The organism is Streptomyces sp. CBMA29 (genome assembly GCF_014596445.1).
In the GTDB taxonomy this organism is placed as follows: Bacteria; Actinomycetota; Actinomycetes; order Streptomycetales; family Streptomycetaceae; genus Actinacidiphila.
In genome coordinates, this window is record NZ_MECL01000084.1 from 1 (window position 1) to 21,290 (window position 21,290).

The following is a 21,290-nucleotide window of genomic DNA, read 5'->3' on the forward strand; positions in this document are numbered from 1 at the left end:
CCTGGCCGCCGCGCTGCGCACCCTGCTGCCGCCGGACGCCGTCGCCGAGTACCCGGCGTGGGAGACGCTGCCGCACGAGCGGCTGTCCCCGCGCAGCGACACCGTCGGCCGCCGCCTGGCCGTCCTGCGCCGGCTGGCGCACCCGCGGGCCGACGACGCGGCGACCGGACCCGTACAGGTCGTGGTCGCCCCCGTCAGGTCCGTGCTGCAACCGCAGGTCAAGGGCCTGGGCGACCTGGAGCCCGTCGCCTTGCGGACCGGGCAGAGCGCCGACCTGGGCACCGTCACCGAGGGCCTGGCGGCAGCCGCGTACTCCCGCGTCGAGCTGGTCGAGAAGCGCGGCGAATTCGCGGTGCGCGGCGGCATCCTCGACGTCTTCCCGCCGACCGAGGAGCACCCGCTGCGGGTGGAGTTCTGGGGCGACGACGTCGAGGAGATCCGCTACTTCAAGGTCGCCGACCAGCGCTCCCTCGAAGTCGCCGAGCACGGCCTGTGGGCGCCGCCCTGCCGCGAGCTCCTCCTCACCGACCAGGTGAGGGAGCGGGCCGCGGCGCTGTCGGTCGCCCACCCCGAACTGCACGAACTGCTGGACAAGATCGCCGAGGGCATCGCGGTGGAGGGCATGGAGTCCCTGGCCCCGGTGCTGGTCGACGACATGGAGCTGCTGCTCGACGTGCTCCCGGCGGGCAGCATGGCCGTGGTCTGCGACCCGGAGCGGGTCCGTACCCGCGCCGCCGACCTGGTGGCGACCTCCCGCGAGTTCCTGGAGGCGTCCTGGGCGGCGGTGGCGATGTCCGACAGCGCGGCCGGGCAGGCGCCGATCGACCTGGGCGCGGCCTCGCTGTGGTCGATCGCCGACGTCCGCGACCGGGCCCGCGAGCTGGGCGTCCCCTGGTGGTCGGTGAGCCCCTTCGCCGCCGACGAGGCCGACGACCTGGCCGCCGACACCCTCAAGCTGGGCATGCACGCGCCGGAGCTGTACCGCGGCGACACCGCCCGCGCGCTCGCCGACACCAAGGGCTGGCTGGCCGAGGGCTGGCGCACCGTCTACGTCACCGAGGGCCAGGGTCCGGCCGCCCGCGTGGTGGAGGTGCTGGGCGGCGAGGGCATCGCGGCCCGCCTCGACAGCGACCTGGCCGCTCTCGCCGCGTCCGTCGTCCATGTGGCGACCGGCTCCATCGAGCACGGCTTCATCGACCCGGCGCTCAAGCTCGCGGTGCTCACCGAGACCGACCTGTCGGGCCAGCGCTCGTCCACCAAGGACATGGGCCGGATGCCGTCCAGGCGGCGCAAGACCATCGACCCGCTCAGCCTCCAGGCGGGCGACTACATCGTGCACGAGCAGCACGGCGTCGGCCGCTATGTGGAGATGGTGCAGCGCACGGTGCAGGGCGCCACCCGCGAGTACCTGCTGGTCGAGTACGCGCCCGCCAAGCGCGGCCAGCCGGGCGACCGGCTCTTCGTCCCCACCGACCAGCTCGAACAGGTCACCAAGTACGTCGGCGGCGAGGCCCCCTCGCTGCACCGGCTCGGCGGCGCGGACTGGACGAAGACCAAGGCGCGGGCGAAGAAGGCGGTCAAGGAGATCGCCGCCGACCTGATCAAGCTGTACTCGGCGCGGATGGCCGCGCCCGGCTACACCTTCGGCCCCGACACACCCTGGCAGCGCGAGCTGGAGGACGCGTTCCCCTACGCGGAGACGCCCGACCAGCTCACCACCATCGCCGAGGTCAAGGAGGACATGGAGAAGTCCGTCCCCATGGACCGGCTGATCTGCGGCGACGTCGGTTACGGCAAGACCGAGATCGCCGTGCGGGCGGCCTTCAAGGCCGTGCAGGACGGCAAGCAGGTCGCCGTGCTGGTGCCGACCACGCTGCTGGTGCAGCAGCACATGGGCACCTTCGCCGAGCGGTACGCGCAGTTCCCGGTCAATGTGCGGGCGCTGTCGCGGTTCCAGACCGACAGCGAGGCCAAGGCCACCGTCGAGGGGCTGCGGGACGGCACGGTCGACCTGGTGATCGGCACCCACCGGCTCTTCTCCTCCGAGACGAAGTTCAAGGACCTGGGCCTGGTCATCGTCGACGAGGAGCAGCGCTTCGGCGTCGAGCACAAGGAGCAGCTGAAGAAGCTGCGGGCCAACGTGGACGTGCTGACCATGTCCGCCACCCCGATCCCGCGCACCCTGGAGATGGCGGTCACCGGCATCCGCGAGATGTCCACCATCACCACCCCGCCGGAGGAGCGGCACCCGGTGCTGACCTTCGTCGGCCCGTACGAGGAGCGGCAGATCGGCGCCGCGATCCGGCGTGAACTGCTGCGCGAGGGCCAGGTCTTCTACATCCACAACCGGGTGGAGTCGATCGACCGGGCGGCGGCGCGGCTGCGCGCCATCGTGCCGGAGGCGCGGATCGCCACCGCGCACGGGCAGATGGGGGAGTCGCAGCTCGAACAGGTCGTGGTCGACTTCTGGGAGAAGCGGTTCGACGTGCTGGTGTCCACCACGATCGTGGAGTCGGGCATCGACATCGCCAACGCCAACACCCTGATCGTGGAGCGCGGTGACACCTTCGGGCTCAGCCAGCTCCACCAGTTGCGCGGGCGCGTCGGCCGCTCGCGCGAGCGCGGCTACGCGTATTTCCTGTACCCGCCGGAGAAGCCGCTGACCGAGACCGCGCACGAGCGGCTCGCCACCATCGCCCAGCACACCGAGATGGGCGCGGGCATGTACGTCGCCATGAAGGACCTGGAGATCCGTGGCGCGGGCAATCTGCTCGGCGGCGAGCAGTCCGGGCACATCGCGGGCGTCGGATTCGACCTGTACGTACGGATGGTGGGCGAGGCCGTCGCCGACTACCGCTCGGCGCTGGAGAGCGGCGGCGAGCCGGAGGAGACGCTGCTCGACGTCAAGATCGAGTTGCCGGTGGACGCGCACGTCCCGCACGACTACGCGCCGGGCGAGCGGCTGCGGCTCCAGGCGTACCGGGCCATCGCCGCGGCGAACACGGCCGAGGACATCGCGGCGGTCCGCGAGGAGCTGACCGACCGCTACGGCAAGCTGCCGGAGCCGGTGGAGAATCTGCTGCTGGTGGCGGGGCTGCGGATGCTGGCCCGCAAGGTCGGCGTCGGCGACATCACCCTCCAGGGTGTCAATGTCCGCTTCGGCCCTGTGGAGTTGCGCGAGTCGCAGGAGCTGCGGCTGAACCGGCTCTACCCGCGCACGGTGCTCAAGCACGCGACGAAGCAGATCCTCGTCCCGCGTCCGACGACGGCGCGGATCGGCGGCAAGCCGGTGGTGGGACGCGAGTTGCTGGAGTGGACGGCGGAGTTCCTGACGACGGTGCTGGACAACTAGGGCTGTTCCAGCCGATCTCCCACCGCCCTGCGGACGTTCAATGGTCTGGACCTTGACAGGTCCAGACCATTCCGCTTGAGTCTGTCCCGACCCCACTCGAACCCCCACAAGGAGTGGTCACGTGTCGAGACAACGGCTCATAGCCTTCCTCACCGCCCTCGCGGTCGCGATAGGACTCGCGATCCTCGTACCGCTGGCGTCCACCGCCTCCGCCGCGGGCTGCACCACCGCGTACAGCTCGTCGGCGGTCTACACCGGCGGGATGACCGCTTCGTACAACAGCCACAACTGGCTGGCGAAGTGGTGGACCCAGGGCGAGACGCCGTCGACCGGCGGCTCCGGAGTCTGGGCCGACCAGGGCGCCTGCGACGGCGGCTCCAGCGGCACCGGCGGCACCACGGGCGGCACCGGCGGGACCTGCAACTACCCGGCGTGGGTCCAGGGCCACAACTACGTCGCCGGTGACATCGTCAAGTACAGCAACGGCAACTACTACAAGGCCTCCCACGACAACCCGGGCTACGACCCCACCATCAGCACCTGGTACTGGGACCCGTTCGGCTGCAACGGCGGCGGTACGACCACCCCGCCCGGCAACCCCGGCGGATTCGTCGTCACCGAGGCGCAGTTCAACCAGATGTTCCCGAGCCGGAACTCCTTCTACACCTACAGCGGTCTGACCGCGGCGCTCAGCGCGTACCCCGGTTTCGCGAACACCGGCAGCGACACGGTGAAGAAGCAGGAGGCCGCGGCCTTCCTCGCCAACGTCAGCCACGAGACCGGCGGCCTCGTCTACATCGTGGAGCAGAACACCGCGAACTACTCGCACTACTGCGACACGAGCCAGTCCTACGGCTGCCCGGCCGGACAGTCCGCGTACTACGGCCGCGGGCCGATCCAGTTGAGCTGGAACTTCAACTACAAGGCCGCGGGCGACGCGCTCGGCATCGACCTGCTGCACAACCCCAACCTGGTGCAGACCGACGCGGCCGTCGCCTGGAAGACCGGCCTGTGGTACTGGAACACCCAGACAGGACCCGGCACCATGACCCCGCACAACGCCATGGTCAACGGCGCCGGATTCGGTGAGACCATCCGCAGCATCAACGGCAGCATCGAGTGCAACGGCGGCAACCCCGCCCAGGTGCAGAGCCGGATCAACTCCTACCAGAGCTTCGTCTCGATCCTCGGAGTCCCGGCGGGCAACAACCTGAGCTGCTGACCCGGCTCCCCTCCTCGGCACCGTAACGCGCCCCGCTCACCACGAGCGGGGCGCGTTAGTGTGATCGGCTGTGACGATCACCGGAGCGGGGACGAACGTACGGCCGCTGGCGCCGGGACAGCGCGCGCGGCTGCTGGTCGGGGACATCGACGGCGGCGAGCCGCGCCTGGTGTACGAGACGGCGGACAGCGCGCTGGAGGCGCCGAACTGGTCACCGGACGGCCGCTGGCTGGTCTTCAACCAGGACGGGCTGCTGCTGCGGATCGCCCCTGACGGCGGGGCGGCTCCCGAGGTCATGGACACGGGCGGCATCACGGACGCCAACAACGACCATGTGCTCTCGCCGGACGGCGGCACCGTCTACCTCTCGGCGGGCGACGGGCACATCCACGCCGTGCCGTTCGGCGGCGGACCCGCGCGCCGGATCACCAACGACCGCGGCCCCGGCCCCTTCCGGCACTTCCTGCACGGCGTCTCGCCCGACGGCCGCACGCTGGCGTACGTGGGCGTCGAGCCGTACGGCGGCGACGAGTGGGGCTACCGCAACATCTTCACCGTCCCCGCGGCCGGCGGACCCGACATCCGGCTGACGGACTCTCCGGCGCCCGCGGACGGCCCGGAGTTCAGCCCCGACGGCGCCTGGATCCACTTCAACTCCGAGCACGGCGCGACCGTCCCCGGCCACGCCCAGCTCTTTCGGATGCGGCCGGACGGCACCGAGCTGACGCGGCTCACCTCCGACGCGCGCGTCAACTGGTTCCCGCACCTGTCACCCGATGGACGACACGTCCTCTACATCAGCTTCCCGCCCGGCACCGAGGGGCACCCGGCCGACCGGGACGTCGTCCTGCGCGTCATGGCCCCGGACGGCGGCGCCCCGCGTGACGTCCTGGCCTTCCACGGCGGCCAGGGCAGCCTCAACGTCAACAGCTGGGCCCCGGACAGCCGCCGCTTCGCCTACGTCGACTACCCGACGGCGTGAGCCGGTCCGGCCGACCCGGCCGGACTCCACGCGCCCGCCCGCCGGACACGCCCTAGCCGTTCGGCGGGCTCGTGCGGTGCATGATCACATAGCCCTCGGCGTTGACGATCTGCTGGTATTCGGCGTTTGGGTGGAGCTGCTTGGCGTAGGTGAGCGGATCGGGCACCCAGCCGGAGGAGTTGTCGATCACGATGTAGTCCGGGCTGATGCCCTGCGTGTCGCCGACCCAGTACACCGTGGTCCGGTGGACGAGACGGCTGATCGGCCCGACGTTCGCCTCCACCGAGGAGCCGCTGGGCACCGTGTCGAGCAGCTTCTCCACGGCCTTGGTGTGCGCGTCGACCTTGTACGTGTCGGAGTGGCTGAGCGAGGCCAGCGGCATCGTCAGGGTGAGCGCCAGCGCCGCGCCCGCCGCCGCCGCGGGCAGCCCCGAGGCGTACGAGCGCAGCCAGGGGCGCGGGCTCCTGCGGGAGAGCGCCGCCGCGTCCACGAGGGCGAGGAACACCACCGGCATCAGCACCGCGCTGTAGTGCCAGTCGGTGCCCCAGTAGTGGTCGTCGTGCGAGATGAACCGCCAGCCGATGGTCGGCAGCGCGGCCAGCAGCAGCGGCGAACGCAGCGCGAGCAGGCCGGTGGTCGGCAGCAGAATCCACAGCAGGGTGTGCACGGCGGTGCCGAACGGGATGTGCCCCGGCATGGGCGCCCCGTTGCCGTTCAGCTTGTTCCAGTAGTCGTATCCGCCCGCGCTGTTGAACGCCGGGATGATCACCGCGAAGGCGAGCGCGGAGGCGAGCACCCCGAGGCTGACCAGCCCCATCGCGTACGGCCCGTACCGCATGCCGTCGCTGAGCCGCGGCGGCTCGACGGCCCGCCTCCCGCTCTCGTCGGTCTCGGGGGCCTCCGGCGCCTCGGCCCCGTCCACCCGCGGCGCCGGGACGAGGTCCTTGTCCTCGTCCCCGGCAGCCAAGGACACGGTCCCGGAGACCGTCTCGGGCTCGGTGTCACGGCGGGTCCGCAGCCATACGATCGCGCCGATCGCGGCGGCTGTGACGCCCATGTCCTCCTTGACGAAGATCAGCGGCAGCGCCCACCACATCGCCGGCGCCCACTTCCTGCGCAGCACCGCCTCCAGCGAGAACGCCAGCAGCGGCATCGCGAAGGCGATCTCGTGGAAGTCGAACTCGACCGCCCGCTGGACCCCCCACGACAGCCCGTACGCCACGCCGACCGCCAGCCCGCGCCCGCGGCCCAGCAGATGGGCGGCGCCCCTGGTCACGGGCACGATCGACAGCGCGAACAGCAGCGCCTGCGCGACCAGCAGCGTCACCGGGCTCGGGAACACCCGGTAGAAGGGGGCGATCAGGGCGGTGATCGGACTGAAGTGGTCACCGAGGATGTTGAAGCCGGGGCCCTTGAGGTCGGCGACCGGCGCGTGGAAGTGCGCGTAGGAGCTGACCGCCTGCTCGAAGATGCCCAGGTCCCACGACATCGTGAGCATCCGCCGGTAGCGGGTGACCGACAGCGCGAGGAACGCCGCGAAGAAGACCGTGGCCAGCAGATACGGGTCGACGCGCGGCCCGATGCCGCCGAGCCTGACGCCGGTCGTCGGCGCGTCGTCGACCGTGGTGCCGCCGGGCGCGGCGGCTCTGGTGTCCTGCGCCGGTATGACGGCCTCGGCCCTGTCCATCGTCGGTCCTCCCGCGGAAGCTGGGTCGGGGTCTGCCGGAAAAGATACGGGACGCGGCTGTGCCGGGGGCACTCCTGAACCCGCCATCCCCGCTCACCTCCGCCACTCGCGTCCCGGCACCACGGGTCCGCCGCTCCCGGCGGACCGGCGCGGCCCCACGGTGTCCGTACCGTATGCGCCGTTATGCGGTGCTTCACCGCGAGCAACATACCCCTCGGCCGCCGCTGTCCCGGCGGTCCGCGCCGCATATGCTGCCCGCCGTGAAAACGTGGACGAACGCGCATCGGCTCTGGACACTCCTCGCGGGCGCCGTGGCCGTGGCGGTGGCCGCCACCGTGACCGCCCTGGTCCTGACGTCCTCGGGCCCCGGCGAGGAGCGGGCCCTGCCGCCGACCCGGGCGCGCACGTACACCGAGCAGCAGGCATGTCTGCTCACCGGGGAGCGCGGTCTGGCGGACCCGGCGGCGGCGCCGGTGTGGGCGGGGATGCGGGACGCCTCGGCCGGGACGCACGCGAAGGTCAGCTATCTGGCGATGGCGGGGGAGCAGAGCGCGGCGGCGGCCGGGCCGTATCTGGCGACCCTGGCCGACCGCGCGTGCACGGTCGTCCTGACGGTCGGCGCGGCCCCCGACGGCGCTGTCCCGGCGGCGGGACCGAGATTCCCCGGGACGCGCTTCGTCGTCGTGGGGGAGAGCGCAGGGGGGGAGAAGGCGGCCGGTACGGGCGGTACGGCTGACGCGCCCGGCGCGAATGTCACCGCCGTGCCCGGGGGCTCCGCCGCGAGCACGCGCAAGGCGGTCGAGGCCGCCGTGACCGACGCGCTGCGTCGCTGAGGCGTCGCTGAGGCGTTGCTGAGTCGTCGCTGAGGGGGCCCGCCGGGAGGCCGGCGCGGGCTTGACCTCGCTTGCCCAAAAGCAGGGCGAAAGGCGGACCAAACCCCTCCATCGTAAAGATCGTTCCCGGAACGAATCGGGACAGGGGACGTAAGTCGCCGCGCTTGATCATGTACAGGCAAAAAGTGTCCCCGGATCGTTCCCGCGATCTATCCGCAGGTGAGGAAAACGGTCACGATCGGCGAGTTTTCTGTGCCGATCCTGTCAGGAGCCTGTGCCGTGCGCGCATCCTTCGCCCGTCGTTCGTCCCGGAGAACAACCCTCCGTCGCCGGTGGCTGCGCGCCACCGCGATGCTGTCGCTGATCGCGCTGGCGCTGGTGCTGACCACGGAGCAGGCGGCGGCGGACGGGGCGACGCTGCCCGCGCTGTCGATGCCCAGCCTCGCCTCGCTCACGGCGTGGCTGAAGCACCCGCACTGGGGGCGCGTGCCGCGGCAGGAGAGCGGCACCGCGGCCGGTCACAGCCACCGGGCGACCGCGGACTCCACCCGCGCGCACGTCGGCGCGGGCCACAAGCCCGGCAAGGCGCCCGGCGAACTCGACGCCTACCACCCGTTCCGCAAGGCGTCGAAGTCCGGCCGCAGCGGTGTCGTCGGCGGATATTCCGCCCGCACCAGCAAGCGGAACGCGTCGACGTCGACCGGCACCGTCACGGTGTTCGACAACGCGGACGGCACCCACACCCGCCGCGTGTCCCAGACGCCGGTCAACTACCGGGACGCGCACGGCGCCTGGCAGCCGATCGACACCAGCGTGCACCGCCGGGCCGACGGCCGCCTGCACGAGGCCGCCAACTCCCTCGGCGTCGACTTCGCGCCGCGCTCCTCCGCGCCCGACCTCGCCGCCTTGCGCACCGACGCCGCGCACTCCGTCGCGTACGGCCTGTCCGGCGCGGCCGACGTCACCGCCGCCGTGTCGGGCGACGAGGTCACCTACCCGGACGCCCTGCCGCGCACCGACCTGGTGGTCGCCCCGTCCGCGACCGGCGTCAAGGAAGCCGTCGTCCTGCACGCGGCGAGCGCCGCCAACTCCTGGCTCTTCCCGCTGAAGCTCCAGGGCCTGACCCCCGTCCAGGCCAAGGACGGCTCGGTCGAACTGCGCGACGCCGCGGGCGAGGTGACCGCCCGGATACCGCGCGCCTACGCCTACGACTCCAAGGTCGACCGCCGCTCCGGCGAGCCGACGACGACCTACGCGGTCGACTACCGGCTGGTCGCCGACCACGGCGGCACCGCCCTGAAGGTCACCCTCGACCCGGCGTGGCTGCACGACCCCGCGCGGGTCTTCCCCGTCACCGTCGACCCGAGCATCGTCGACGGCTGGACCACCACCTACGCCGAGTCCGGCAACCCCGCGGGCGACCACTCCTTCGAGCAGACCGTCAAGATCGGCTCGTACGACTCCGGTACCCACTCCGCCAACACCTTCGTCAACCACTGGTACGGCGGCTGGGACGGCTCCAAGGTCACCGTGACCGCCGCGTCGCTGCACCTGTTCGAGACCTGGGCCTCCACCTGTACCGCCGAACGCTTCGACGTCGCGCTGATCACCGCGCCGTGGACCCCGACCGGCGTCACCACCTACCCCGGCCCCTCGCACGGCGCGTCCATCGGCAACCTGACGCCCAGCGTGCCCGTCGCCTGCGCCAACACCGCCGCCGACCCCGCCAAGGGCAACGCGGTGGAGGTGCCGCTCACCACCGCCTCCATCCAGGGCTGGATGAACGGCACCACCCCCGACTACGGCCTCGCGGTCTACGCGGCCACCACCGACGCCCTGCACTGGAAGCAGTTCGGCTCCTTCGCCGACGCGGGCAAGGGCCCGTACATCGACGTCACCTACACCGGCACCACCCCGCCGCAGGTCTACCAGCAGTACCCCAACGACAACGAGGTGGAGTACACCACCACCCCCCAACTGACCGCCTGGTCCGGCGGCGCCAACTCGCAGGCGAACACCACGACCAAGTACGACTTCCAGATCTACGACAACACCAACACCAAGGTCGTCGACTCCGGGCTGCTCACCACCGGCTCCTGGACGGTCCCGGCGGGCAAGCTCACCTGGGGCCAGAGCTACTCCTGGACGGTGCAGTCGCAGGACGCGGGGCTGTACTCCGGCGCCACCTGGTACCAGATGGCGATCCAGGTCCCGCAGCCGCTGATCACCTCGGGGCTGTCCCAGAACAGCAGCGACCACGGCTACGACCCGTCGATCGGCAACTACACCACCTCCGACACCGACGCGACCGTCTCCACCGTCGGCCCGAGCCTCGACGTCGACCGCGACTACAACTCCCGTGACCCGCGCTGGACCGGGGCGTTCGGCGCGGGCTGGTCGAGCATCTTCGACGCCCGCGCAACCGAGCAGTACAACCCGGCGGGCGCCGTCGTCTCCGACGTCGTCACCTATCCGGACGGCTCCCAGGTCGGCTTCGGCAAGAACGGCGACGGCAGTTACTCGCCGCCCGCGGGCCGCTTCGCCACCTTCAAGGCCGTCACCGGCGGCTACACGCTGACCGACAAGAACGCCACCGTCTACGCCTTCACCCAGTCGCTGGGCGCCGGCGCGTACGGCATCGCCTCGGTCACCGACGCCAACGGCCGCGCCGTCACCTTCACCTGGACCGGCGGCCACGTCACCACCATGACCTCGGTGACCTCCGCCCGCGCCCTGCACCTGACCTGGCAGACGCCCACCGGCGCGAGCGCCGCGCACGTCGCCGCCGTCGTCACCGACCCGGTCACCGCCGCCGACCCGAACTCCGCGCAGACCTGGACGTACGGCTACACCAACGACCAGCTCACGAAGGTCTGTTCGCCGATCTCCGGCACGCAGTGCACCGCGTACGGCTACACTGCGGGATCGCAGTACCAGAACGCCGCGCTCGACCTCGACCCGAGGACGGTGTGGCCGATGTCCGAGGCGTCGGGCACCGTCGGCAAGGACGCGGTCCTCGCCAACCAGGGCGCCAAAAACCTCGCGTACAGCGGCGTCACCTACGGCCAGGCGGGCCCGCTCACCGGATCGGCCGCCACCGCCATCGGGTTCAACGGCACCAGCTCGTACGCCACCCTCCCGTTCGACATGGGCAACAACACCGACTCCGGCGCCCTGTCGCTGTGGTTCAAGACCTCCGCGGGGCCCGGCGTGCTCTACTCCTACGCCTCGCAGCCGGTCACCGCGGGCGACTCGCCCGGCGGCTACACCCCGGCCGCCTACGTGGGCACCGACGGCAAGCTGAAGGCCGAATTCTGGTACAGCGGCGGCGTCGCGCCGATCAGCACCACCGCCTCGGTCGCCGACGGCAAGTGGCACCACATGGTGCTGTCGGCCGCGGGCAACAGCCAGACGCTCTTCCTGGACGGCGCCAAGGTCGGCTCGGTGTCCGGCTCGGTCTCCATCCAGCCCGGCGTCGCCTTCGGCAAGAACCAGCCGTACAACACCCTGGGCGCGGGCTTCCTCGGCGGCGCCTGGCCCGACCAGCCGCACTCCAGCACCACCGACAAGACCGGCTACGCCACGTACTTCAACGGCGCGATCGCCGACGCCGCCTGGTACGACCGCCCGCTGGTCGCCGCCGACGCGAGCGCGCTGCGCACCTACGGCACCCACGCCGCGAGCCTGCTGAGCACGGTCACCCGGCCGTCCGCCAAGACGTACCACGCCATGACGTACGACCCGGCGACCACGGCGCTGACCCAGCTCACCGACGAGAACGGCGGCGTCTGGAAGCTCGGCGCGCCGACCGTCACCGGCTCCAGCCAGACCTACCGCGGCGCGGTGCTCGGCGGCGCGCCCGCCACGTACTTCCGGCTGGGCGAACCCGCGGGCGCCACCACGGCGCTGGACGAGACGCGCGGCGGGACCGGCACGTACAACGCGGTGACGCTCGGCGCGACCGGGCCGTTCAGCGACCAGAAGGCCGCCACGTTCAACGGGACCAGTTCCTGGGTGAAGGTGCCCGACACCGTGACCGGGGACACCGCTGCCTCGGCCGAACTGTGGTTCAGCACCACCCACGGCGGCGCGATCCTGCTCAACACGCAGAGCGGCGCGATCGGTTCGACCGTCTCCTCCACGACACCGCAACTGTGGGTCGGCAGCGACGGCAAGCTCTACGGCGGCTTCTACACCACGTCCGGCTCGGTGCAGATGGGCACCACGGGCACGGTCACCGACGGCAAGTGGCACCATGTGCTGCTCAGCGCCGGAGCCACCAGCCAGACCCTGTACCTCGACGGCGCGCAGGCCGCGACCAAGACGGCCACGGCCGCGCTGTCCAACAGCGCCAGGACCACCGCCTACATCGGCGCGGGCACCACCGGCTCCGGCTGGAGCGGCCTGACCAACGGCACCGTCGCGTACTTCAACGGCACGCTCGCCGACGTCGCCACCTACCGCACCGCGCTGACCGCGCAGGACGCCGAGAGCCACTTCCAGGCGGGCCGGAACTCCACCGGCCTGCTGCCCGTGGAGACCGTCAAGGTCACCTCCCCGGCGAACAAGGTGACGACGTACACCTACGACGTCGTCAACAACGAACGCCAGCTCACCGAGACCGACGGCCTCGGCAACAGGACCAGTTTCGGCTACGACACCGGCGGCTACGAGCACACGGTCACCGACCCCAACGGCGCGACGACCGTCACCGGCCACGACGTCCGCGGCAACGTCGTCTCCTCGGCCACCTGCCAGAACCAGGCGGCCAAGGTCTGCTCCACCGAGTACTACACGTACTTCCCCGACGACACGACGCAGCAGCTCACCACCGCCGACCCGCGCAACGACGTCCTGCTCACCGAGCGGGACGGCCGCTCCTCCTCGGCGGCCGACCCCACGTACCTGACCTCGTACACCTACGACGCGTCCGGCGACGAGACCGCGGTGACCGGACCGCCGGTCGCGGGCTTCCCCAACGGGCGGGTCTCGTCCACCGTGTTCAGCGACGGCACCGCCGCCTATCCCGCCGCCGACACCGGGAACGTGCCCAAGGGCCTGCCGGTGCGGTCGGTCTCGCCCGGCGGCGCGGTCAACTCGGTGTCCTACTTCCACAACGGCGACGTGGCCTCCTCCACCGACGCGGTGGGCCTGGTCACCGGCTACACCTACGACGGCCTCGGGCAGGTGCTCACCAAGAAGGCCGTCTCCGACACCTACCCCGCCGGTCTGACCACGTCCTACACGTACGACAAGGCCGGGCAGATCACCGAGGAGGACGACCCGCGACTCACCGACCGGGTCACCGGCGCCACCCACGCGGCGGCCACCACCACGGTCTTCGACGCCGACGGCGACATCACCTCGCAGACGGTCAAGGACCTCGGCGGCGGCGACGCGCCCCGGACCGAGACCCAGACCTACGACGCGTACGACCACGTCCTCACCCAGACCGACGCCAACGCCAACGCGGGCGGCGCCAACGGCGGGACGACGACGTACACGTACGACACGTCGGGCAACAAGACGCGGGAAGTGTCCAAGTCGGGCACGACCACCGACTACACGTACGACGACAACGGGCACCTGCTGACCCAGACGCTCCAGTACACCGGCGACCCGGTCAGCCCGCGGGCCGCCACCACGCTGACGGAGTCCTCACGGGCGTACGACCCGGCGGGCCGGCTGGCGTCGGTGACCGACTCGATGGGCGCCACGACGTCGTACACGTACACCGACAACGGCCTGGCGGTCACCGCGAGCAAGAAGAGCGCCGACGGCGCGGCCTCGACGGTGCTCCAGACCACCGCGTACGACGCGGCCGGGAACCAGGTGTCGCAGACCACCGACAACGGGCAGACGGTCGTCGACTTCACGGTGGACGCGGCCTCCAGGACCACGAGCACCACCGTGGACCCGACCGGCGTCGACCGGGTGACCAGCGTGTCCTTCACCCCGGACGACCAGGTCGCCACCCAGAACGAGCACGACTCCTCGGGCTTCGACCGCACCACCTCCTCCACCTACGACGCGGCGGGCGACACCCTGAGCGAGACGCTGCACGGCGACGCCTCGGGACACCCCTCCGCCTGGTGGAAGCTCGACCAGACCACCGGCAGCACCGTCACCGACACCTCGGGCAGCGGCTCCACCGGCGCCGCCTCGGGCGTCACCTGGGGCGGCGACGCGGCGACCTTCGCGGGCGCCTCGGGCCAGCAGATCGCCACCAACGGCCCGGTGCTCAACACCGCCGGGTCCTACACGGTCTCCGCCTGGGTCGACCTGGCGTCGCTGCCGACCCACAACGCGACGATCGTCGCCCAGGGCGGCACCACGGCCAGCGCCTTCTACCTCCAGTACAACTACGCGCACACCAGCGCGCCGCTGTGGAGCATGGAGCAGACCAGCGCCGACACGGCCGCGCCGGCCTTCCCGTCCGCGTACTCCACCGCCGTGCCCAAGACCAACACCTGGACGCACGTGGTCGGCGTGTACAACGTCGCCAACGGCGCCAGCCAGATCTACGTCAACGGCGCGCTGTCCGGCAGCGGCACCAACACCGCGCCGTGGTCCGCGAACGGCCCGCTGACCATCGGCGCGGGCAAGTACAACGGCGCGCCGACCGACTTCCTGCCCGGCTCGGTCTCGAACGTGCAGGTCTACCCGCGCGCGCTGACCGGCACCGAGGTCAACACGCTGTACGGCAACGGCCGTACCGGCGGCACCGTCGGTTCCTCCACCGAGCAGACCACCCGTTACGCGTACGACAAGCGCGGCCTGCCGAAGTCGATGACCGACGCGAACAACGTCACCACCGACTACTCCTACGACGAGGCGGGGAATCAGGCGGTCACCACCGCCCCCGCCGTCCAGGTCGAGACCGGCGGCGGCCAGCCGGTCACCCAACGGCCGGTCACCACCAGCGGATTCGACACCTTCGGCGAGGCTGTCGAAGAGGTCGATCCGACCGGCAACCAGACCACCACGGTCTACGACGCCAACGGGAACAAGGTCTCCGAGACCCTGCCGCCGTACACCCCGGCGGGCGCGTCCGCCCCGCTGGCGGCCACGTCGACCTGGACGTACGACTCCGACGGCAACCAGATCTCCTCGACCACGCCGGGCGGGAAGACCACCGGTTTCCTGTACGACCAGCTCGGCGACCTCGCGCAGGTCACCGAGCCGGACGGCACCACACTGCACACCACGTACGACACCAACGGCGACCAACTGTCGGTGACGGACGGCACGGGCGCCGTGACCCAGGCCACCTGGGACTACCTCGGCCGGCAGGTCACCGCGAGCACGCTGGAGCGCTTCCCCTCCAACCGGGTGCTGACCACCACCAATTCGTACGCGGTGACCACCGGGAATCCGTACGGCGCGAATCTGGCGTCGACCACGACACCCGCCGGGGTCACCACCACCTACGGGTACGACCGGGCCAGCGAGGTCACCTCGGTCACCGACGGCGCGGGCAACACCACGAAGTACACGTACGACTTCATGGGGAACCGGCAGAAGACGATCCAGCCGGACAACACCTGGAGCGAGACCGACTACGACGTCGCGGGCAACGCGACCCTGAACACCCAGTACGACGCCGCCGACACGCGGCTCAGGCAGACCCACCAGGTCTACGACGGCGTCGGCAATCTGACCGCCTCCACCGACGCGAACGGCGATACCAGCCACTTCACGTACGACGCGGCGGGCACCGTCACCCAGGAGATCCAGCCGGTCACCGCGACCACCTCGATCACCACGTCCTTCGGGTACGACGCGGCGGGCGACAGGACCCGCTTCACCGACGGCCGGAACAACTCCTGGCTGTACGCGTACACCCCGTGGGGCCAGCAGGAGACGGTGAAGCAGCCGGCCACCGCCCAGTACTCCTCGGCGGCCGACTCCACGACCACCAACGTCTACGACCTCGACGGGCAGTTGGTCTCCAGCACGCTGCCCGGCGGCGTCACCCACACGATGACGTACGACCGGCTCGGCAATCTGAAGACTGCCTCGGGACAGGGCGCCGACGCCGCCACCGCGACCCGCAGCTTCACCTACGACCACGACAACCAGGTGACCGCCGCCGACACCGCGGAAGCGGGCACCACCGGCGCCAAGGACCACCAGGCCGCCACCCACGAGACGTTCGGCTACGACGACCGCGGCGACCTGACGTCGGCGGGCGGCTCGGGCGGCTCGTCCAGCTTCACCTACAACGACGACGGTTCACCGCTGACCCGCTCGGACGCGGCCGGCACCACCTCCTACGGCTACGACACCGCGGGCCGGCTCTCCACGCTCAACGACGCGGCCTCCGGCACCACGCTCACCTACGGCTACAACACGCTGGACCAGACCGCGTCGGTCGCCTACGGGGCCGGCGGCCAGACCCGCACCTTCACGTACGACACCGCGCACGACCTCACCGGCGACACCCTGAAGCAGGGCGCCGGCACGCTGTCGGCCATCACCTACGGCTACGACAGGAACGGCAACCTGACGTCGAAGAACACCGCAGGAGTCGCGGGCGCCTCGAACAACGTCTACACCTACGACCAGGCCGACCGCCTCAGCTCGTGGAACAACGGCACGGCCACCACGAACTACTCCTACGACGACTCCGGCAACCGCACCCGGGTCGGCGCCGACGTCTACACCTACGACGCCCGCGACCAGCTCACCTCGGACGGCGTCCACAGCTACGCGTACTCCGCGCGCGGCGCCATGACCTCGGACACCTCCACCGCCGACGGCCAAGTGGCCTACTCCACCGACGCGTACAACAACCAGATCACCGCGGGCACGCACGCGTACACGCTCGACGCGTCGGGCCGGAACATCACCGACGCCAACTCGGCCGACCAGTCCTCGCGCGCCTTCCAGTACTCGGGCGCGGACAACACCATCGCCGCGGACGGCAACTACAGCTATACGTACGATCCCGGCGGCTCGCTGATCGGCGTGAACGGCGGCACCGCGCCGGGCACCGGCCAACTGGCCCTGACCGACAGCCACGACGACGTCATCGGGAACTTCGCGCCGGGGGCGACCGCCCTGGCCGGTTCCACGACGTACGACCCGATGGGCAAGGTCACCGCCGACAACGGGCTCATCGGCCACCTCGGCTTCCAGTCCGGCTGGACGGAGGCGGACACCGGCAAGGTCGGCACCGCGTCGCGCTGGTACAACCCGACGACCGGCACCTTCATGAACAAGGACTCCGCGTCCGTCGACCCGGTGCCGAACGAGGCCGCGGCCAACCCCTTCGCGTACGTCGGCGACAATCCGCTCGACGGCACCGACCCCTCGGGCAACTGGGGCCTGGGCAGCGTCTGGCACGCGGCCAGCCACGCCGTGAGCCACGCGGTGAGCAGCACGTACCACGCGGCCACCTCGTACGCCTCCAGCAGTTGGAGCTCCTTCAACTTCTACGCCTCGTACGCCTATTACCACTACACGCCGCCGATCGTGCACAAGGTCGTGCACGCCGCCAAGCGCGTGGTGAAGAAGGTCGTCCACCACGTGCGGGACGTCTACCGCGCCACCGTCCGCTACACCCGCCGCGTCTACCACTACGCGGCGCGCAAGGTGAAACGCGTCGTCCACGCCGCCGTGCACGCCGTCCACTCGGCGTACCACGCGGTCAAGAAGGTCGCGAAACGCGTGGTCCACGCGGTGAAGAAGACCGCCAAGGCGGTGGCGAAGGCATCCAGAACCGCGTATCACGCCACCGTCAAGGCCGTGAAAACCGCGGCCACCTACGCCAAGCACCATGCGGCGGCCATCACGTCCTTCGTGGTCTCCACCGCCGTCTTCATGGGCTGCGAGGCGGTCACGGCGGGCGTCGGCTCCATCGGCTGCGCGGCGGTCGCGGGAGCGGCCGGGTCACTGGTCGAACAGGGCTTCAAGTGCGCCGAGGCGGGCGGCGCGGCGTGCAGCGCGGGCGCCTTCGCGACCTCCGCGGTGACAGGCGCCGTCGCGGGCGCGATCGGCGGGGCGCTCGGGTCGCTGGGCGGCAAGGTGCTCAGCAAGTTCGCCCCCAAGGCGATGGAGGCCGTCGGCGGGCTCTTCGGCAAGGGCGCCACCGAGGCCGAGGAGGCGGCGGCGGGCGACGCCACCCAGACCGCGGCGCGCGAGGGCGAGTCGGGCGCCGCCAAGTCGGCCACCGACAGCGGGACCTGCCACAGCTTCACGGCCGGCTCCCGCGTCCTCATGGCGGGCGGCGGCACCAAGGCCATCTCCCGGATCACGGTGGGCGACTTTGTCGTCAACTCGGTGCCGGGTGCCTCCGGCACGCAGAGCCACCAGGTCACGGCCGTGATCGTGACGACGACGGACCACGATTTCGTGGACCTCACCGTGACGGCCAAGTCGCCGGTGAAGACGGCCGCCAAGAAGACTCTGCGGCGCGCGGCCCTGGGCCTCGCGGCCTCCGCGGCGGTGCTGGGCGCCCTGGGCGCGACCCACCACGCGGCCGGCTCCCACCCGGACACGGCCCCGGTGGCGGCGGTCTCCCCGGCCGCCTCGGCGCCCGCGAACGGCCACCTCACCACCACCTTCCACCACCCCTTCTACGACGAGACCCGGTCCGCCTTCGTCGAGGCCGAGGACCTCCACCAGGGCGACCTCCTCCAAACCCCCACCGGCACCGCCCGGATCACCGCCGTCCGCCTCTTCCACGCCCGCACCACCACGTACGACCTGACCATCGGTGACCTCCACACGTATTACGTGGAGGCCGGTTCGACCCCGGTCCTGGTCCACAACTGCGACGAGGCCGGGCTTGCTGCCGCGAAGCGGGCGGGCGACCACTTTGACCGCCCCGGGGGTGCCACTGGCGCTCTGCGTTCGGATGAGGACGGGTGGTTCTCCGACCCCCTTTCCTCGGGGAGCAGGAACATCCACCCAAGCGTTGAAGGAAAGGCCGCACCTGGAACCAGGCCGGGGTTCAAGCATCACCTGGAGGCCCAGGCTGCGGCGCTCATGCGCCAGAATCCCGGGATGCGGAATTCAACTCTTTATATCCACTTCCGGGACCCGGATGCTGTGCGAGAAGTTTGCGGAGCATGTGCTGGAACCCTGGAGGACATGTTGCCGTCAGGTGCTTCCCTGACGGTTGTATTCAAGAAGCTGGACGGAACTATATTCCGATCGAGACCCTACGTCGGTAACGCGAACTGATAATTGAATAAAATGAGGCAGGGACCACGTTCTGTGACTCTGCCTCATTTTTGTGCAAACCTCTGCTATGCCGCCTGCCTTCGCCAGTGCACTTCAGTCATTCTTTCGAGGTGGGCGACTCGGTGGAATTCTGATGTGACCACTTCCACATCCCAGCCTGGGCCGGACTCGGCCTTGACTGTCTCCGCGAGCACGGCGCCCCCCATGTGGATTCGGTAACCCGGCGCCGGCCACTCCCAAGCGCCGAACGCGACGTGTTCCATGGGGGCGAGGATTTCTGTGAGTGTCTCTTCAGGGACAGCAAGTGCCCTGAGTCTGACGGCGGCGCCGTAGACGACTTCCCTGACGGTATTGTGTACGAGGAATTCGGTAAGCTGCTCCGGGTTCCTGTCCCAGGGCTCATATCGCTCGGCATCGAAAACACCGTCCGGGTCATCGGGGTCGATGCACCAGCGCCAGTCGCCCGTAGCGTCCACCATGAAGATGGCTTTGCCGTCCTCGGCGATTTTGATTCTCTCGGGCGGAATCATCGTCGTTGTGAACGTGATTCGCTTCTCCCACCGCGAAGTCAGCGTATGCCATTCCTTTAGCGGATCAGGAAGCCAATCACAGGAGTCGGGAAGTGGCGTCGCGCTTGTGGTGGGAGCGCCGTACCAGGTGACGAGGAAGTCGGGAAGATCAATTTTCTTAGGATCAATCACGCAATCATTCTCTCATGTGAGCGGCCTTGGAGCTGTCTTCCTGAGAGGACCGCACCTACCGGACGTGGCGGCCCTTGCGACGTCTACCGGGTGGCGCCGCGACCGCAACGCTGGCGGTCAGTCAATTCGGCGGGCGGCATGGGGAGATGAGGACGACGTAAGTGGGGCGCGGCGGGGCAGGCGTGATGATGTAGGGACAGGGGGGCGGTGCCGGTGCGTCCCCGGACGACGACCTCCGAGGTGCGTACATGGACAGACGGATATCCCGGCGCCTCGCCTGCGCCGCGACCCTGCTCGCGGTGATCGGCGTGGCGGGGTGCAAGGACACGGCGCTCGGCGCGGACCCGACGGGCAGCGCGAAGCCGTCGGGAGCGGCGGGCCCCGCGGCCGGCGACGGGCGGGCGGTGAGCCCGCTGGACAACCCGGACGGGACGAAGGCCGGTCTGGCCGCGATCACCTCGGACGCCGACAAGAAGAAGGCGCGCGACCTGATCGCCAAGGTGAAGACCAAGGGCCGCGGCCCCAAGACGGGTTACTCGCGGGCGCAGTTCGGCGCCGCGTGGATGGACTCCGCGCCCTCCGTGCCCTTCGCGCACAACGGCTGCGACACCCGTAACGACCTGCTCAAGCGGGACGGCGACGACGTCCACTACAAGGGCACGTCCAAGTGCGTGATCGCGACGATGACGCTCAACGACCCGTACACCGGCCGGGTCATCAAGTGGACGAAGACCAAGGCCACCACGATCCAGATCGACCACGTGATGCCGCTGTCGTACGACTGGCAGATGGGCGCGGCGCACTGGAGCAAGGACAAGCGGGAGTCGATCGCCAACGACCCGCTCAACCTCATCCCGGTCGACGGCCCGTCCAACGGCTCGAAGAGCGACTCGGGACCGGCGTCCTGGCTGCCGCCGAACAAGCAGATCAGATGCTCGTACGCGGTCCGGGTCGCGCAGGTCTCGATCAAGTACCAACTGCCGGTGACCAGCGCGGACAAGGACACGATGCTCACGCAGTGCGGAGGGTGACGCCGGGGGGCCGCGGTGTGATTGTCAACGGCGCGCGGCCCCGCCATACTTTGCTGGCCGCGCGCACCGCGATCACTCCGATCGCCTCCGGTGGATCGCGCCGCCCGAGCCCTCAGAGGACCCCGTGTCGAACAGCCGTCGCCTGCCCAGACCGATGCGGTACCGCGTCATCGCGACAGTCGCCGCGGTGATCGTCGTCGGGGGCGGCGGCGCGCTCGCCGTGGGCGCCACGTCCGGCGGCGGGACGGGCGGGTCGGCGGCGGCCGGCCAGGCCGCCGACCGCTCCGCCGAC

8 protein-coding genes are annotated in these 21,290 nt (G+C 70.5%); 6 read left to right on the forward strand and 2 right to left on the reverse strand.

Annotated features, from left to right (window positions below):
• From mfd to BGM09_RS13195, 3 genes are all read left to right on the forward strand, one after another.
• On the forward strand, window positions 1-3,352 hold a 3,352-nt coding region (gene mfd / locus BGM09_RS13185), incomplete at its 5' end, for a transcription-repair coupling factor (protein ID WP_188281733.1).
• A gap of 121 nt (window positions 3,353-3,473) precedes the next feature.
• The gene (locus tag BGM09_RS13190) at window positions 3,474-4,574 is read left to right on the forward strand and encodes a glycoside hydrolase family 19 protein (RefSeq protein WP_188281734.1); all 1,101 of its coding nucleotides are present in this window, start codon (window positions 3,474-3,476) and stop codon (window positions 4,572-4,574) included.
• Window positions 4,575-4,644: 70 nt separating this feature from the next.
• The gene (locus tag BGM09_RS13195) at window positions 4,645-5,556 is read left to right on the forward strand and encodes a TolB family protein (protein WP_223186780.1); all 912 of its coding nucleotides are present in this window, start codon (window positions 4,645-4,647) and stop codon (window positions 5,554-5,556) included.
• Between the two features lie 52 nt (window positions 5,557-5,608).
• Here BGM09_RS13195 and BGM09_RS13200 read toward each other — a convergent pair whose 3' ends face one another.
• Window positions 5,609-7,243, reverse strand: a complete 1,635-nt coding sequence (locus tag BGM09_RS13200; protein ID WP_188281735.1) for a DUF2079 domain-containing protein — start codon at window positions 7,241-7,243, stop codon at window positions 5,609-5,611.
• A 260-nt stretch (window positions 7,244-7,503) separates the two neighbouring features.
• On the opposite strand from BGM09_RS13200, the gene BGM09_RS13205 reads away from it, so the two are divergent.
• Complete coding sequence (locus tag BGM09_RS13205; RefSeq protein WP_188281736.1) at window positions 7,504-8,076, forward strand: hypothetical protein; 573 nt, start codon at window positions 7,504-7,506, stop codon at window positions 8,074-8,076.
• A gap of 279 nt (window positions 8,077-8,355) precedes the next feature.
• The gene (locus BGM09_RS13210; protein ID WP_188281737.1) at window positions 8,356-19,266 is read left to right on the forward strand and encodes a LamG-like jellyroll fold domain-containing protein; all 10,911 of its coding nucleotides are present in this window, start codon (window positions 8,356-8,358) and stop codon (window positions 19,264-19,266) included.
• A 65-nt stretch (window positions 19,267-19,331) separates the two neighbouring features.
• On the opposite strand, the gene BGM09_RS13215 is transcribed toward BGM09_RS13210, so the two are convergent.
• Window positions 19,332-19,967 (reverse strand): hypothetical protein, encoded by a 636-nt coding sequence (locus BGM09_RS13215; protein ID WP_188281738.1) that lies wholly within the window; start codon window positions 19,965-19,967, stop codon window positions 19,332-19,334.
• Between the two features lie 248 nt (window positions 19,968-20,215).
• On the opposite strand from BGM09_RS13215, the gene BGM09_RS13220 reads away from it, so the two are divergent.
• Window positions 20,216-20,998: an HNH endonuclease family protein gene (locus BGM09_RS13220; RefSeq protein WP_188281739.1), complete on the forward strand. Its 783-nt coding sequence runs from the start codon at window positions 20,216-20,218 to the stop codon at window positions 20,996-20,998.
• The last annotated feature ends 292 nt before the right edge of the window (window positions 20,999-21,290 follow it).